The sequence below is a fragment of the Sinorhizobium fredii genome (assembly GCF_002944405.1).
In the GTDB taxonomy this organism is placed as follows: Bacteria; Pseudomonadota; Alphaproteobacteria; order Rhizobiales; family Rhizobiaceae; genus Sinorhizobium; species Sinorhizobium fredii_C.
In genome coordinates this window covers 3310697-3324069 of sequence record NZ_CP024307.1, presented here as the reverse complement: position 1 = coordinate 3324069, position 13373 = coordinate 3310697, and the positions used below count along the sequence as shown (strand labels likewise).

13 protein-coding genes are annotated in these 13373 nt (G+C 62.3%); 9 read left to right on the top strand and 4 right to left on the bottom strand.

The window, feature by feature from the left end; genetic code table 11:
- Window positions 1-240: 240 nt before the first annotated feature.
- From NXT3_RS32030 to NXT3_RS32020, 4 genes are all read left to right on the top strand, one after another.
- Window positions 241-894 (top strand): MFS transporter, encoded by a 654-nt coding sequence (locus NXT3_RS32030; protein ID WP_199773303.1) that lies wholly within the window; start codon window positions 241-243, stop codon window positions 892-894.
- A 118-nt stretch (window positions 895-1012) separates the two neighbouring features.
- Window positions 1013-1321 carry a hypothetical protein gene (locus NXT3_RS32025; RefSeq protein WP_199773302.1) on the top strand — a complete coding sequence of 103 codons (309 nt, stop codon included), beginning with the start codon at window positions 1013-1015 and terminating at the stop codon, window positions 1319-1321.
- 473 nt (window positions 1322-1794) lie between these two features.
- Entirely contained in the window at window positions 1795-3243 is a 1449-nt protein-coding gene (locus tag NXT3_RS16345) for a CYTH and CHAD domain-containing protein (protein ID WP_104839700.1), read from the top strand.
- Between the two features lie 94 nt (window positions 3244-3337).
- A complete protein-coding gene (locus NXT3_RS32020) occupies window positions 3338-4027 on the top strand; it encodes a hypothetical protein (RefSeq protein WP_176536627.1) in 690 nt (229 codons plus the stop codon).
- 26 nt (window positions 4028-4053) lie between these two features.
- Here NXT3_RS32020 and NXT3_RS16335 read toward each other — a convergent pair whose 3' ends face one another.
- Window positions 4054-4407 carry a hypothetical protein gene (locus NXT3_RS16335; RefSeq protein ID WP_037388718.1) on the bottom strand — a complete coding sequence of 118 codons (354 nt, stop codon included), beginning with the start codon at window positions 4405-4407 and terminating at the stop codon, window positions 4054-4056.
- A gap of 141 nt (window positions 4408-4548) precedes the next feature.
- Between NXT3_RS16335 and ppk2 the strand changes: the two genes are divergently transcribed.
- The 4 genes from ppk2 (at window position 4549) to NXT3_RS16315 (ending at window position 8790) form a co-directional block, all read left to right on the top strand.
- Window positions 4549-5469 (top strand): polyphosphate kinase 2, encoded by a 921-nt coding sequence (gene ppk2 / locus NXT3_RS16330; RefSeq protein ID WP_037419955.1) that lies wholly within the window; start codon window positions 4549-4551, stop codon window positions 5467-5469.
- A gap of 218 nt (window positions 5470-5687) precedes the next feature.
- Window positions 5688-6149: a group III truncated hemoglobin gene (locus NXT3_RS16325; RefSeq protein ID WP_097539718.1), complete on the top strand. Its 462-nt coding sequence runs from the start codon at window positions 5688-5690 to the stop codon at window positions 6147-6149.
- A gap of 156 nt (window positions 6150-6305) precedes the next feature.
- Complete coding sequence (locus NXT3_RS16320; RefSeq protein WP_097526615.1) at window positions 6306-7379, top strand: polysaccharide pyruvyl transferase family protein; 1074 nt, start codon at window positions 6306-6308, stop codon at window positions 7377-7379.
- Window positions 7366-8790 carry a Coenzyme F420 hydrogenase/dehydrogenase, beta subunit C-terminal domain gene (locus tag NXT3_RS16315; protein WP_179864785.1) on the top strand — a complete coding sequence of 475 codons (1425 nt, stop codon included), beginning with the start codon at window positions 7366-7368 and terminating at the stop codon, window positions 8788-8790. The genes NXT3_RS16320 and NXT3_RS16315 overlap by 14 nt, the downstream gene beginning before the upstream one ends.
- Here NXT3_RS16315 and NXT3_RS16310 read toward each other — a convergent pair.
- The 3 genes from NXT3_RS16310 to NXT3_RS16300 are packed head-to-tail and all read right to left on the bottom strand — an operon-like array spanning window position 8730 to window position 11467.
- Entirely contained in the window at window positions 8730-9707 is a 978-nt protein-coding gene (locus NXT3_RS16310) for a glycoside hydrolase 5 family protein (RefSeq protein ID WP_037419944.1), read from the bottom strand. The two genes, NXT3_RS16315 and NXT3_RS16310, sit on opposite strands and share 61 nt — an antisense overlap.
- 60 nt (window positions 9708-9767) lie before the next feature.
- The gene (locus NXT3_RS16305) at window positions 9768-10367 is read right to left on the bottom strand and encodes a histidine phosphatase family protein (RefSeq protein ID WP_037419941.1); all 600 of its coding nucleotides are present in this window, start codon (window positions 10365-10367) and stop codon (window positions 9768-9770) included.
- Entirely contained in the window at window positions 10364-11467 is a 1104-nt protein-coding gene (locus tag NXT3_RS16300; protein ID WP_037419938.1) for an inositol-3-phosphate synthase, read from the bottom strand. Before NXT3_RS16300 ends, NXT3_RS16305 begins: the two co-directional genes overlap by 4 nt.
- Before the next feature lie 142 nt (window positions 11468-11609).
- On the opposite strand from NXT3_RS16300, the gene NXT3_RS16295 reads away from it, so the two are divergent.
- Window positions 11610-13367 (top strand): protein kinase family protein, encoded by a 1758-nt coding sequence (locus NXT3_RS16295; protein ID WP_104840019.1) that lies wholly within the window; start codon window positions 11610-11612, stop codon window positions 13365-13367.
- Window positions 13368-13373: the final 6 nt, after the last annotated feature.

The following is a 13373-nucleotide window of genomic DNA, read 5'->3' as shown; positions in this document are numbered from 1 at the left end:
CACCAGCACGAAGAGTTCCGGTCAGACGACCGCACGCAAGGTGCCGCGCGGCGCGCCGAAAGGCCCTTCGCACGTCGGCGTCCCAGATTTCACTGATCGCGGCGTCCGGGTCGGCATGAGGCTGGAGTTAGCCGAACTGCTGACGCCTCGCCGTGGCGGACTGTGGCCATCCTGGCAATGGATTGAACATCGGGGTTCCACACCCTAGCTACGCAGGGCCGGGCCAACAGGGAGAGGCCGATGCGTCCGTTTTACCATCTTCTCGGCAACAACCTGATCGCCAACATCACCAACTTCACGGTCTGGTTCGCGCTGACCTTCTGGGTCTATATCGAAACGCAATCCGTGTTTGCGACCGGCATGATCGCCGGTGTCTACCTCGTGTTCACATCCGGCTTCGGCTTCTGGCTCTGCAGCATAGTCGACCACAATCCCAAGAAGCTGGCCATGCTCGGCTCGAGCGTGGTGTCGGCGGGCTTCTATGTACTGTCCCTGGCGCTGCTCTTGATGTCGCCGCAGGCGGCCTTCGCCAATCCCTATGGCGTTCACCTTTGGGTTTTCGTGCTTTTGGTGATGCTCGGCGTCATTGCCGGCAATATTCGCTCCATCGCCCTGCCGACACTGGTCACCGTGCTCATTCCCGAGGATAGGAGGGACAAGGCCAATGGTCTCGTCGGCATGGTGACCGGTATCGGCTTTCTCACCACCTCGGTGATCAGCGGCTTTCTGGTCGCTTGGGGCGGAATGGTGGCGTCGCTGGCTTTCGCCCTCGTTTTCACCTTCCTGGCCTTTGCGCACCTTGCCTTCATTCATGTCGATGAGCGGCGTTTGGGAGCCGCGCCCGGTCACCCCGCCGAACCCAAGCGCGTCGACATCGAGGAACGATTGCGGTGATTGCCGCCGTGCCGGGGCTATTCGCGCTGATCTTCTTTGCCACGTTCAACAATTTCCTGGGTGGCATTTTCATGGCGCTGCTGGATGCCTATGGCCTCTCGCTCGTATCGGTGCAGATGTGGGACTGCTGTTCGGCGTGCTCTCGACCGCTTTCATCATCAGCGGCATCGTCATATCGAAGAGCGGTTTGGGCAAGAATCCGCTGCGCACATTGCTGCTGGTCAATCTCATCACCTGGTCGGTGTGCTGCGTCTTCACGATCCAGTCCTCGGTCTGGCTGCTGGCGGGCGGTTGCTTCACCTGGATGCTGTTGGCGCCCTATGCCGAAGCGGCCGAGCAACCGTCCTGCAGAAAGTGGTGCCCCTGGAACGCCAGGGACGCGTCTTCGGCTTTGCCCAGTCGGTCGAAGAGGCCGCTTCGCCGCTGACCGCCTTCCTGATCGGTCCGCTGACCCAGTTCGTGGTCATTCCGTTCATGACCGACGGGGCAGGGGCCGATACCATAGGCGGATGGTTCGGGATGGGTCCGGCGCGAGGCATCGCGTTTGGTCTTTACACTTGCGGGTGCGATCGGCGTGGTGGTGACGATTCTTGCGCTGAGATTCCCATATTACCGACGGCTATCGACAGCCTATGCGGCCGGTACGGCCGACGAGGCCGGGAATGCCGCGACAATTCATCCTTGACCAGCATCGAGAGCTGTCGACGTGCCCCTTGTCTTATCTGCCAGACGAATACCCGGATGGCCTCGCCGTTTTCGGGTGTCGAAGCGGAGCAGCATCGCGGCGAGTGGTGCCCGCGCCAGAGCTGGCACGGGCCGGAAGGATTGTTTGTGACAGCTTTTTAACGGACTATCCAATGCTTGCCAGCTTTGCAGAGGGAAGCCGCACCGAGGGGGACTATGCAGGAAACGGAACTCAAGCTTGAGCTGGCCCAAGGGGGGGCATCGTTGCTTCTGAAGGAGAATCCCTTCGCCTGCACCCCCACCATTCGTCGGCAGAGGTCCGTTTATTATGATACCGACGAATGGGACCTGTCTCAGCGCGGGTTGTCGCTATGCATCCGGCAATGCGGGAATGAACGGACCCAGATCGTCAAATCCGGCGACGGCTCGGCGGCCGAAGCTCTCACGCGTGAAGAATGGTCACGGCCAATTGCCGACGACACGCCTGTTCTCGACGATCCGCAGATACAGGCCCAGCTTGCCGGGGTGGCCGAAAGGCTCGCGCCGCTGTTCGAGGTTCACGTCAAGCGGCATCGTTGGAGCATCACGGAAGGCGACGCGACGATCGACGTCGCCATGGACGTCGGAAAAGTCCTTGCAGCGGATCGCGAGGCACCGCTCTGCGAAATCGAGTTGGAAAGGAAGGCGGGTTCCCCGACGGCGTTGTTTGCCCTGATCAGAAAACTCAATCTGATCACGCCGGCTTCGATCGGGGTGCTGACCAAAGCGGATCGCGGCTACCGTCTGATTGGTCCTGCGCGTGGTGCCGTCAAGGCGAGTGTTACGCCACTCGCTGCCGATATGAATACTGCGACGGTGTTCGTGCGCATTGCGTCAGCCTGCCTCAAGCAGTTTCGCCTCAATGAAATGGTCCTGTCATGGTCTCGCGATACCGAAGCTTTGCATCAGGCGCGTGTGGCCCTGCGTCGACTGCGCTCGCTTTTCTCCATCTGTAAATCGCTTTTCACGGATAGCAGGTTCGATCATCTGCGCGATGAGCTACGCTGGCTTGCCTCGGAGCTTGGCGATGCGCGCAATATCGACGTCATGATCAAGAACACGACAGGCGAAGAGCTTTTGCGCTGTCTGCAGGAGGCCCGCAGCGACGCCTATGGCGCGGCAGGAGCCGCGCTTTCCTCCGTCCGCGCCCGCGCCCTGATGATCGACCTAGTCGAATGGATTTCGATCAGAGACTGGCGAAGCGACGAGGCCGGCCAGGCCTTGCTCGCCCAGCCGGCGAGGCAATTCGCCTCCAGGATGCTCGACAAGCTTTGGAAGAAGGTGGCGAAAGGCGGCAGCAATCTGATCGATTTGGATGATGAGACCCGCCATGAAGTGCGCATTACGGCAAAGAAACTGCGCTATGCGGCGGAGTTTTTTGGCCCCCTTTATGAAAGCAAGCAGGAAACCAAGCGCCACAAGAGGTTCATCGTCGCGATGGGGGGACTTCAGGATCACCTCGGCAGTCTGAACGATCTCGCCACCGCTCCCGACATGCTGTTGAAGCTGCAGCTTTCAGAGGTCGCGGATACAGAACCGTTCAGTGCGGACGACAAGGAAAAGCTCCTGCATGCTGCCGGTGAAGCCCACGATATATTTGTCGACACGAGGCGTTTCTGGCGCTGAGGCATAGCGTTCCGAGCGACGCGAATTTCCTTATCCGGGCCTGCGGCTGGAACCCCGATCGTCTCTCTTCGTTTGTGAGAGCAAGGAGGCGACGATGGGCAAGAAGAAGCGGCTTCCCAAAGAGATCGCGGGTGTGAAGATCCCCAAGGCTTGGCGCAAATCAAAGATGCTCCGCAGCTTGATGAAGACCAGCCCCGGGCGTGACCTGCTCGCCCACTCGTTGACTGCCGGCGCGGGTGCGGCGGCGGCAGTGCTGATCGGAAAGCAGCAGAAGGTGACCGCGGTCGCCAAAACCGTGACCCGAAAGGGTGCCCGATCCGCCGGGCTTTGGGCGAATGCTTTGGAGACCGCGTTTTCGGCTGCAAGGGAAGTGATCCGAGACGCCGATCCGCCGAAACGGCGCTACAAACCGGCGCCCTTGCCAGCGGACGGCGCCGATCAGGATGAGGCGTGGCGCGATGACGAAGAAAAAGGGGGCGGGCTTAAGTCCATCGAAGGGTTCCTGGTACGCCAGTACGGCGACAAGTTCACCTCGCGCGTCATCGTCGCGGCGAGCGTGCGAGCAATTTCCGTGCTGATCCGCGAACACCCGCTGATCGCGGCGCGGCTGTTGGGCGTCGGCCTGGCGCGGGCGGCACAAGTGGGTGCAGCCGACGTATATGACTATGTGAGCGGCGGCGAGCGGCAAGATGACCCCGAGCTCCCCTCGGGACTGATCGTGCCCCGACAGTCCCTGGTGCCGGAAGTCAACAGCAAGGGTAACCGGACAAGCGATGACGACTGAGCAAAACTTTGCTCGTCGACGCCGGTCTAATGGACAACTGCCCGCCTTTGGGTTTTGCTCTTGGCTTTCTTCGGCTTGTGAGTCTCGGGAAATACGGAATCCTTCATCGCGTCCATCGCTGCCGAAAAGCCGCTTTGCATTGCCCGGCGCGCCAACCCGACTGCCTTCCTACCCTTCTTCGCGGTTCTGGCGTCGAAAACGTCGTCACGGTGGTCGACCAGTACCGCTGCGGCGGCTCCGGCCCCGGCGGTGATGGCCTTGGCCAGTACATCCCTGCCCACGTCGCTGCGTACCATGCTCCTCAATATCTTCGACCGACGAAGCCCCTTCGGAACCTTCACGCCTGCGATCTTCTTGGGAAGCTGCTTCTTCTTGGCCATTGTCGTACTCCTCGATGCCAGTCGGGAAACGTCGGAGGAGAAGTCCTGGTTCCTGCGGGCTTTAGCGAGTTCATGGCGCGGTCAAATCAGTCTCATAAGAAAATGCTATGCTGCCGCACCGGTTGAAGGATGGAGGATAGCATGGGGAAGCTGAACGACGAAACTGAGCGCCTGGATTGGCTCGAAGCGGAGCTCACCGATACGCTCGACGAGGACTATGAGCTGGAACTGTCCGAACCGGCCTTGACGGAGGAGATCCGCAAGATTTATCGCAAGGCGCGTCCCCCGACGATTCCGCGAGCCGATTATTTCCGCGCCCTCCTGTCCCTGCAGGCGGAACTCATCAGGCTCCAGGATTGGGTCGTCTATCACAAAGAGAAGGTCGTGGTGATTTTCGAGGGCCGCGATTCGGCCGGCAAGGGCGGCGCGATCAAGCGCATCACACAGCGGCTGAACCCGCGCGTCGTGCGGGTGGTGGCGCTTCCGGCACCGTCCGACCGCGAAAAGACGCAATGGTACTTCCAGCGATACGTTCCGCATCTGCCGGCCGGCGGCGAGATCGTGCTGTTCGACCGCTCCTGGTACAACCGCTCCGGTGTCGAGCGGGTGATGGGCTTCGCGACGGAAGGCGAGGTGGAGGAATTCTTCCGAGACGTTCCGGAATTCGAGCGAATGCTGGTGCGCTCCGGCATTCGGCTTGTGAAATACTGGTTCTCGATCACCGACGAGGAGCAGCAGTTGCGGTTCCTGATGCGCATTCATGATCCGCTGAAGCAGTGGAAGCTTTCGCCCATGGACCTGCAGTCGCGGGTGCGCTGGGAGGGCTACACCAAGGCCAAGGAAGAGACTTTTGCCCGCACCAACATCCCGGAAGCGCCATGGTACATCGTCGAGGCAAATGACAAGAAGCGGGCGCGTCTGAACTGCATCGACCACCTGCTGACGAAGATCCCGTATGAGGATGTGCCGCATGCGGATATCGCGTTGCCGGAGCGGGTCTTCAATCCCGACTACGAGCGGAAAGTACTGCCACCGGAACTGTATGTGCCGTCGAAATACTGATAGGGCAATCAAGGAAATGCCCGTCGACTTCCCCCGAGAAGCAAATCCGCAGATTGCGATGGGCGCCGCTTGCGACCACGTTGGAACGCGCGCGACGCTGCGGCCGGAGGGGCCCGGCCGTCGCCGGACAGATTGCCGCATGTCCCGGTTCGACTTTTGGAGTGACATCCGCAACGTCTATATAAGGGGGCGCAGACACGGCTGAACAGGGCGACGGAATGGAATTGCATGGCAAAGCCGCGGATTCAGCGGCCATCCGCGAACGGGCGGAGGCGGAGATGAAGGCGATAGGTATCGATGAGGCGTTCATCGGCACTTTGGTCGACACGTTCTACGCCCGTGTGCTCGCGCATCCGGTGCTTGGGCCCGTCTTCGACGCAAGGCTGTCGGGACGTTGGCCGGAGCACACGGAGAAAATGAAAAGCTTCTGGTCCGCCGTGGCCTTCCGCAATGGCGCCTATGGCGGCAAGCCGGTCCAGGCGCATCTCGGCGTCGCCAACATGTCACCGGAGCTTTTTCCAAAATGGCTGGCGCTCTTTGCTGTCACCCTTGACGACATTGCACCGAACCCGGAGGCGAAGGCCTGGTTCACGAGCACGGCAGAGCGCATCGCGCGCAGCCTGACGCTCTCGCTCTTCTACAATCCGGCGCTCGACGACCCGGCGCTCAAGCGTTCCTGACGTCGGAACCCCGCACCCCCGGCCGCCGCAGCGGTTAGCGCATCAATCGATAGTCCCCAGCCAATACCCGCTGTTGCCTGCTCCGCTTCAGCAGCGGGCAAGTGATGGCGGGAACCTACTCCTGCGCGGTCGGTTAGGTGCGAAGAGGATCGACCATTGGCGAAATTGGGTGTCCTGACATTTCACCGCTGCATCAACTACGGCTCCTTGTGGCAGACGCGATGTCTGGTCGAAGGGTTGCGATCTCGCGGCCACGAGCCGATCGTTCTCGACCACCGTTCCGATCGCGTCAGGCGGGCCGAATGGCGCTGCGCCTTGCAGCCGCTGCTGCCGGTCAGGACCTCGGCTGCCGATGGTCCGCTCTATGCGGCGAAAATCAGAAAGTTCTTGAAGGCCATTGAAGCACTTCCGCTCAGCCGAGCCTTTGCGCTGGATGATCCGGCGGGCAGCGAGAGCTGCGACCTTGTCATCGTCGGCAGCGACGAGGTCTGGAACCTGCGTCACCCCTGGTATGGTGGATGCCGATTGTTCTACGGCGATCAACTCGCCACGCGGCGGCTCGTTTCCTATGCCGCTACATTCGGGAACCATCCGGCTGCAAACGGGCTCGAGAGCTTCTGGGCGGAGGGGCTGCGGAAGTTCGAAAGCATTTCCGTGCGCGATGGGAATTCCAAGACGATCATCGAGAACGCGGTCGGCTGCGAGGCGACGCTCGTCCTCGATCCGTGCCTCCAATTTCCCGAGGCAATTGCTTCCGACGAGGCAGTTTACGGAATGGCAATGCCGCGCCCCTACGCTGCCATTTATGGCCATTCCTTTCCGGACTGGTTCAAGGACCCGGTTCGACGCTGGGCGCGATCACGCGCGATCAAGCTTGTCAGCGTCGGCTATCGCAACGATTGGGCCGATGAACAGTGGATCGACGCCGGGCCACATGATTTCGCCGGCTTCATTGCCGGTGCTGCGGCGGTGGTGACGAATTTCTTTCACGGCTGCGTCTTCTCCCTGATCAATTCCAAGGCTTTTGCCTGCGTGATGTCGGACTACCGCTGGAACAAGATCCACGACCTGACCGCACTCTTGGGCGCAGAACGCCACGTCATTTGGCAAGGAGCGGGCGAGCGGGACTATGGAGCGGCTCTTGACGAAGCACCGGATCCAGCCACCGCAGCCCGGCTCGCCGAGCATCGCCTCCGCTCACAGGCATATCTGGATTATGTCCTCAACTGATCCGCCGAAACTTCCGCCTGACCATCCCAGGCTCACGCCGCGGCGGATCGGAAAGTCTGGCCTGTGCATCGGGTGTGGAGCCTGCGTGGCGCGCTCAAGCGCCAGCGATGTGACCATGCGCCTCGACCGCTATGGCCACTTCAAGCCGAAAATTTCCGGTCTGTCGGCGGATAACAATCCACCAGACTTCGCCGCCCTCTGTCCCTTCTCTCCAGATGCCCGGAACGAGGACGAAATCGCCTGCGAGCGGTTCCCATCGGCCAAACACCGGGATCCGCTGATCGGGCGCTTCCAGGCAGCCTTTGTCGGTCACGTGCGCGAGGCGAGCTTTCGGGCGGACGGCAGCTCCGGCGGCTTGGCAAGCTGGACGGCCGCCGAGCTTCTGGCGAGGAAGTTGGTCGACGGGATCGCTCATGTGGTGCCGCGCTCCGACGGCGAGGACGATCGCCAACCGCTCTTCCGCTACCGGATCTCGCGAACGGTGGAAGACGTGCGCGATGGCGCCAAGTCGCGTTACTATCCCGTGGAGATGTCCGCGATCGTCGACGAGATCAGGCGCCGGCCCGGACGCTATGCGGTGCTCGGCATCCCGTGCTTCGTCAAGGCCGTGCATCTCCTTTCTCGGCAGGATCCGGTCCTGAGCGAGCGCATCACCTTCACGCTCGGCCTTTTTTGCGGACACATGAAAAGCGCTCGTTTCGTCGAAAGCTTCGCCTGGCAGATGCAGGCGAGGATGGGAGACGTTGCGGGTGTCGATTTCCGGCTGAAGGATGTCCGCCGGCCGGCGAACTGGTACACCGCTCAGTTGCGGCTCAGGGACGGAGGGACCAGGAGCAAGGACTGGTGGCATCTCGTCGACGGCGACTGGGGGGCTGGATATTTTCAGAATTCCGCCTGCAACTTCTGCGACGACGTGGTCGCCGAGACGGCGGACATTTCATTCGGCGACGCCTGGGTCGAACCCTACTCGTCCGACGGACGGGGCACGAATGTCGTTGTGGTTCGCTCTCCATTGCTGCATCGGCTCATCGCCGATGCCGCCGACGAAGGAAGGCTGGCTCTCGACGAGGTCGACGCCGATTTCGTTGTGCGAACCCAAGCGGCGGGATTCAGACAGCGACGCGAGGGGCTTGGCTTTCGCCTGAGCTGGCCGCGATACGGAATAAGGCCGAACAAGCGCGTGGCGCCGAAATGGAGCGGGCTGCCGGCCCGACGCATGCTGGTCTACTGGCTGCGCAGTTCGATCAGCGCCCACAGCCATCGCATCTTCCTGCTGGCAAGGGCACTCCACCTGCCAATCATCTATACCCGTTGGGCTTCGACGATGCTCGCCCTTTATCAGGGCGTCACCTATTCGCGCGGCTGGGTCGGGAAACTCGTCGATCGCATCGGCGGTCGCGGTGAGAGCTGAGGCTGATCGAGGACACCTACCGGCGACGGGTGAGGAGCATAGCGCTCGGTCATCTCGGCGCAGAATTCGGCAAATTCCTCCGGCACGATCGGCGCGCTCGTATGGTGCGGGGCAAGGCCCCGGTGTTCCGGCGTGAAGCAATAGGTGACGGTCACGTCGAAATCCTCGAGCGCCTCCATCTGCCGATCGAACCATGCCAGCGCATCCGGCCGGAATCGGTCGGCCCAGGAGAGGCCGGTGCGCAGGCAGGTGATCCCGAGGCGCTTCATCCATTCTACGGCGTCCTCAAGCCGCGGGTCCTCGAAATGGAACCATTGCACCAGCCCGATGTCCGGCGTGTGCCGGGCAAATTCCTCGAGCGCCAGCTTCGGCGTGCCGTCTTCGCGCAGAAGTCCCATGTAGAAATGCCGGTAATAGGAAGACCCCTCCGCCTCCTTGTGCCGGGTCGTGGCCGGCCAGGCGCTCGGCAGATCGTAGAGGCTGTACCACTGAATTCGTTCGACCTTGCCCTTCAGCAATTCGGCGGTTCTTTTCAGTCCCCATAGCTGCACCTCCTCGGCACCGAAACTCGAGACGCCGACCTCGCTTACCCAGATCGGCAGATCGGTGACGTTCTGCAGTTCCGCGATCTTCTGCGGCCATTCGTCAATTTGCCAGAGGTTCCAGTCGAGCGGAAAGCCATGGGCGGCCACCGCATCGACGTGATCGAGCACGCCATAGGTATCCATGAGAGCCAGGAAGCCCGGGTCGATCGGCGAGATGCCGCCGAGCACCCTTGTCAGATTGGGGTTCACGCCATGAATGGCGTCCGCGGCGAGCTTCGCCATATGCGCAAAGCGGCTCCAATCGGGGTCGATCTCCGGATCCCAATGGGACTTGTTGTTCGGCTCGTTCCAGATCATTGCGGCTTCGATCATCAATTCCTCCGAACTGCCGGAGACCGGCTGGTTGATTGCGCTGTTCGAGGTCTTCGGCGCTCACGACCCGTTTTCGTTCAACGTGACGATCTTCGCCCCCCAGTCGCCCGCGACCAGGGTCGAGATGGAGGCGGGAGCGATCTCGAAACGGGACCAGGCGTCCGCCGAAAGGCCGAGGACATGGCAGACCAAGGCCTTGATGACGTCCGCATGGCTGACAAGGACGATTTTACCGTCGTCCCCATGCCGTCCGAGTGTTTCGACGAGCGAGATCACTCGCGACTGGACCTCCAGCATCGTCTCTCCGCCCGGCGCGCGGGCAAGGCTCCTTTTGGAATTCCAATGACGCCAATGCGGGTCCCCGTTCAGCACTTCGAACGTCTTGCCGGACCAGGTGCCGAAATCCACTTCGTCAAGCGCATCGGCCGTTTCGACTTCCGGAATGTCCGAGGCAGCGGCGATCGCCGCGGCCGTTTCCTGGGTTCGCTTACGCGGGCTGGCATAGATCGCACCGATATTCTCGCCGGCAAGCCGCGTTGCCAGACGCTCGGCCTGTTCACGGCCGGCCGGGCCGAGCGGAACGTCTGCCGTGCGCCCAGCGAGGAAATTTCCGATCTTGTCGTGGGCGGCGTGCCGCACCAGCAGGAACGTGGTCGTCACTCGGCCGCTCCCCGGAGTGCGTCCGTTTCGCCTGCGATGAATTCCTCAAGGCGTATGCGCGCCTCGGCATCGGTGAATTGCCGCGGCGGCGATTTCATGAAGTAGCTCGAGGGTGCGATAAGCGGACCCCCGACGCCGCGGTCCATGCCGAGCTTGGCGCAGCGAACCGCATCGATGACCACGCCGGCCGAGTTCGGCGAGTCCCAGACCTCCAGCTTCAGCTCGACATTCAGCGGGACGCTGCCGAATGTGGTGCCCTCAACACGGATATAGGCGAACTTCCGGTCGGCGAGCCAAGGCACATGGTCGCTGGGGCCGACATGGATGTCTCCGGGAGCAAGGGGCATGTCCATCTGGCTAATGACCGATTGGGTCTTCGAGATCTTCTTCGATTCCAGCCGCTCCCGTTCGAGCATGTTGAGAAAGTCGGTATTGCCGCCGAAATTGAGCTGATACGTCCGGTCGATCCTGACGCCTCGGTCGCGGAAGAGATTGGCGAGCAGCCGGTGCACGATGGTGGCGCCGACCTGGCTCTTGATGTCGTCGCCGATCAGCGGCAGGCCCCGCTCGGCGAACTTTCTTTGCCAGGATCGGTCGGAGGCGATGAAGACGGGAATGCAGTTGACGAAACCGCAGCCGGCGGCGAGCGCCTGCTCCGCGTACCATCGCGTCGCCACTTCCGAGCCGACCGGGAGGTAGGAGACCAGCACGTCCGTATCGCTTCTTCGCAGGACTTCGGCGACATCGACGGCCGGAGCCTCCGATTCGGGGATTTCCTCGCGCAGATACCGGCCGATCCCGTCGAGCGTTCTGCCGCGCTCCACTGTGACCCCGGTCGAAGCGACCTCTGCGAAACGGAACGTGTTGTTCGGAGGGGCATAGATCGCCTCGGAGAGATCGCGGCCGACCTTCGAAGCGGCAACGTCGAAGGCGGCGGACACTTCGATATCGCTGATGTGATAGCCGCCGAGATTGACATGCATCAGCCCCGGCACCGGCTCGTCTTCCTTGGCGTCACGGTAGAAAGTAATTCCCTGGACGAGGGAAGATGCGCAATTGCCGATTCCGACCAGCCCGATTCGAATGGATTTCGATCGCATCGCCGCACTCCCGCAAGGCATCTACAATGCTCGCCAAACCCACGCACGCCGGAATGGTTCCCGCGGTTGGTTCCGCACGCATTCCGCGGATCGAAATGAGCCGCCGCGCGTTCAACGCCGATGAAGAGCAATGGGCGGAGCGATGCTGGTCTACGGTGACCCGAAGCGCAGCGACCGGGCCGACACTTTGTGCGAGGCAATTGCCGCACAGTTGCGGACGTTCGATCGACGTTCGCCGGGTCTCGAGCGGCACGCCGCTTTGGTCGGTATCTTCATCAAGGCGGGCGAGCTGGTGCAGGGACTGTCGGACGCCGAGTTCGACACGCTTGGTGCGGACGAGCTGTCGGCAAGGCGCGAAAAGTCCGGCGCTCTGCTTCTCGAGCTTGCGCGGCTCGTCGCCCAGTCCTGGTCTTCGGGGTTCTCTGCTCGCCTAGCCCCGCCGGAGCATATCTGGGCACTGCTCCGCGACCTTCGGGCGCCATGGGACCTGTCGATCAAGGAGGGGGAGGGCTATGCCTTCTATGCGCTCTATCCGGAATGTTACATGGAAGCGGCCCGGCGCTCCGGGCTTGCCGCAAACACGGTCGTTATCGGCCTCCGCTCGATCGGCACCAGCCTTTCGGCCGCGGTCGCCGCTGCGATCGGGGCGGCGGCGCCGGTCACCCTGCGCCCGGTCGGTCATCCTTTTAGAAGGGAAATCCGCGTCGGCCCGCATCTTTCGCGACGGCTACTGCAGGACGGGACGGCCGATTTCGCGATCGTCGACGAGGGGCCCGGCCTTTCCGGCAGTTCCCTCGGAAGCGTGGCGGATTGGCTCGAGGAGCACGGCGTCCGCGAAGACCGCATCCACTTCTTTCCCGGCCATAGAGGAGAGCTCGGACCGAAAGCGAGCGAGGATCACCGCAAACGCTGGGCAGAGCGCCCCCGCCACGTCGTCGAGCTGGACGAGCTTTTCTTCGGGGCACACCCGCCGCACCGGCTCGCCGCTTGGGTGAGCGAGCTTGTCGGCCCTCTACGGCAGCCGCTGCAAGAGATTTCCGGCGGAGGCTGGCGTAGCGTGCTTGCGTGCGGACGCGACTCCTGGCCGCCCGCCGATCCGCGGTTCGAGCGGCGCAAATTCCTGGCGCATGCTTCCGACGGGACATGGCTCGTCAAATTCGCGGGCCTGGGCGACGTCGGACAACGCAAGCTCGAAAAGGCACGGTTGCTGGCGAAGGCCGGTTTCGCGCCGCCGGTCGCCGGCCTCTGCCATGGGTTCCTGGTCCAGAAGTGGATTGCGGCGGCGCCGCTTGCGCCAAGCGAGTTTCACCGTGCGGAATTCATTGGACATCTCGGCCGCTATCTAGCATTTCGGGCAAGCCGGCTGCCGCGGCCCAAGACGAATGGCGCCTCGATGGCAATGCTGTACGAGATGGCCATCGCCAATTCGGAGGAAGCGCTCGGCGAAGCCGTTGCGACCCGGCTGAAATCTCGGCTTTCCAATGGTGATGATCTTCCTGTGGTGCCCGTCGATACGGACGGCCGCCTTCACCCGTGGGAGTGGCTGGCCGGCGCCGAGGGGTTCCTGAAGGCGGATGGGCTCGATCATAGTGCTGGCCACGACCTCGTCGGACCTCAGGATATCGCCTGGGACATTGCTGGTGCGACCATCGAGTTCGATCTCTCACCGGATGAAGCGGCCGATCTTCGCGCGGTCGTGTCCGACGGCTGCTTGTGCGCCGTAGACGCTAAGCTGCAGGACATCCTCGAGCTTTGTTATCTGGCTTTCCACCTTGGCCTTTGGAGCTCTGCAAAGTGCGGTGCTGCCGCCGAGGAAGTGCAGCGGCTGGACTCGCTCGTGGCGCGCTATCGAGGCCTGTTGCTCCGGCGCCTCGAAGAGGGCGCCGGACAGGGTGCGTAGCCGTCA

Bases quoted from the DNA above. Each gene is read 5' to 3' on its own strand.
- NXT3_RS32030 (WP_199773303.1), top strand. From the start codon at position 241: ATGCGTCCGTTTTACCATCTTCTCGGCAACAACCTGATCGCCAACATC.
- NXT3_RS16345 (WP_104839700.1), top strand. From the start codon at position 1,795: ATGCAGGAAACGGAACTCAAGCTTGAGCTGGCCCAAGGGGGGGCATCG.
- NXT3_RS32020 (WP_176536627.1), top strand. From the start codon at position 3,338: ATGGGCAAGAAGAAGCGGCTTCCCAAAGAGATCGCGGGTGTGAAGATC.
- NXT3_RS16335 (WP_037388718.1), bottom strand. From the start codon at position 4,407: ATGGCCAAGAAGAAGCAGCTTCCCAAGAAGATCGCAGGCGTGAAGGTT.
- ppk2 (WP_037419955.1), top strand. From the start codon at position 4,549: ATGGGGAAGCTGAACGACGAAACTGAGCGCCTGGATTGGCTCGAAGCG.
- NXT3_RS16325 (WP_097539718.1), top strand. From the start codon at position 5,688: ATGGAATTGCATGGCAAAGCCGCGGATTCAGCGGCCATCCGCGAACGG.
- NXT3_RS16315 (WP_179864785.1), top strand. From the start codon at position 7,366: ATGTCCTCAACTGATCCGCCGAAACTTCCGCCTGACCATCCCAGGCTC.
- NXT3_RS16310 (WP_037419944.1), bottom strand. From the start codon at position 9,707: ATGATCGAAGCCGCAATGATCTGGAACGAGCCGAACAACAAGTCCCAT.
- NXT3_RS16300 (WP_037419938.1), bottom strand. From the start codon at position 11,467: ATGCGATCGAAATCCATTCGAATCGGGCTGGTCGGAATCGGCAATTGC.
- NXT3_RS16295 (WP_104840019.1), top strand. From the start codon at position 11,610: ATGCTGGTCTACGGTGACCCGAAGCGCAGCGACCGGGCCGACACTTTG.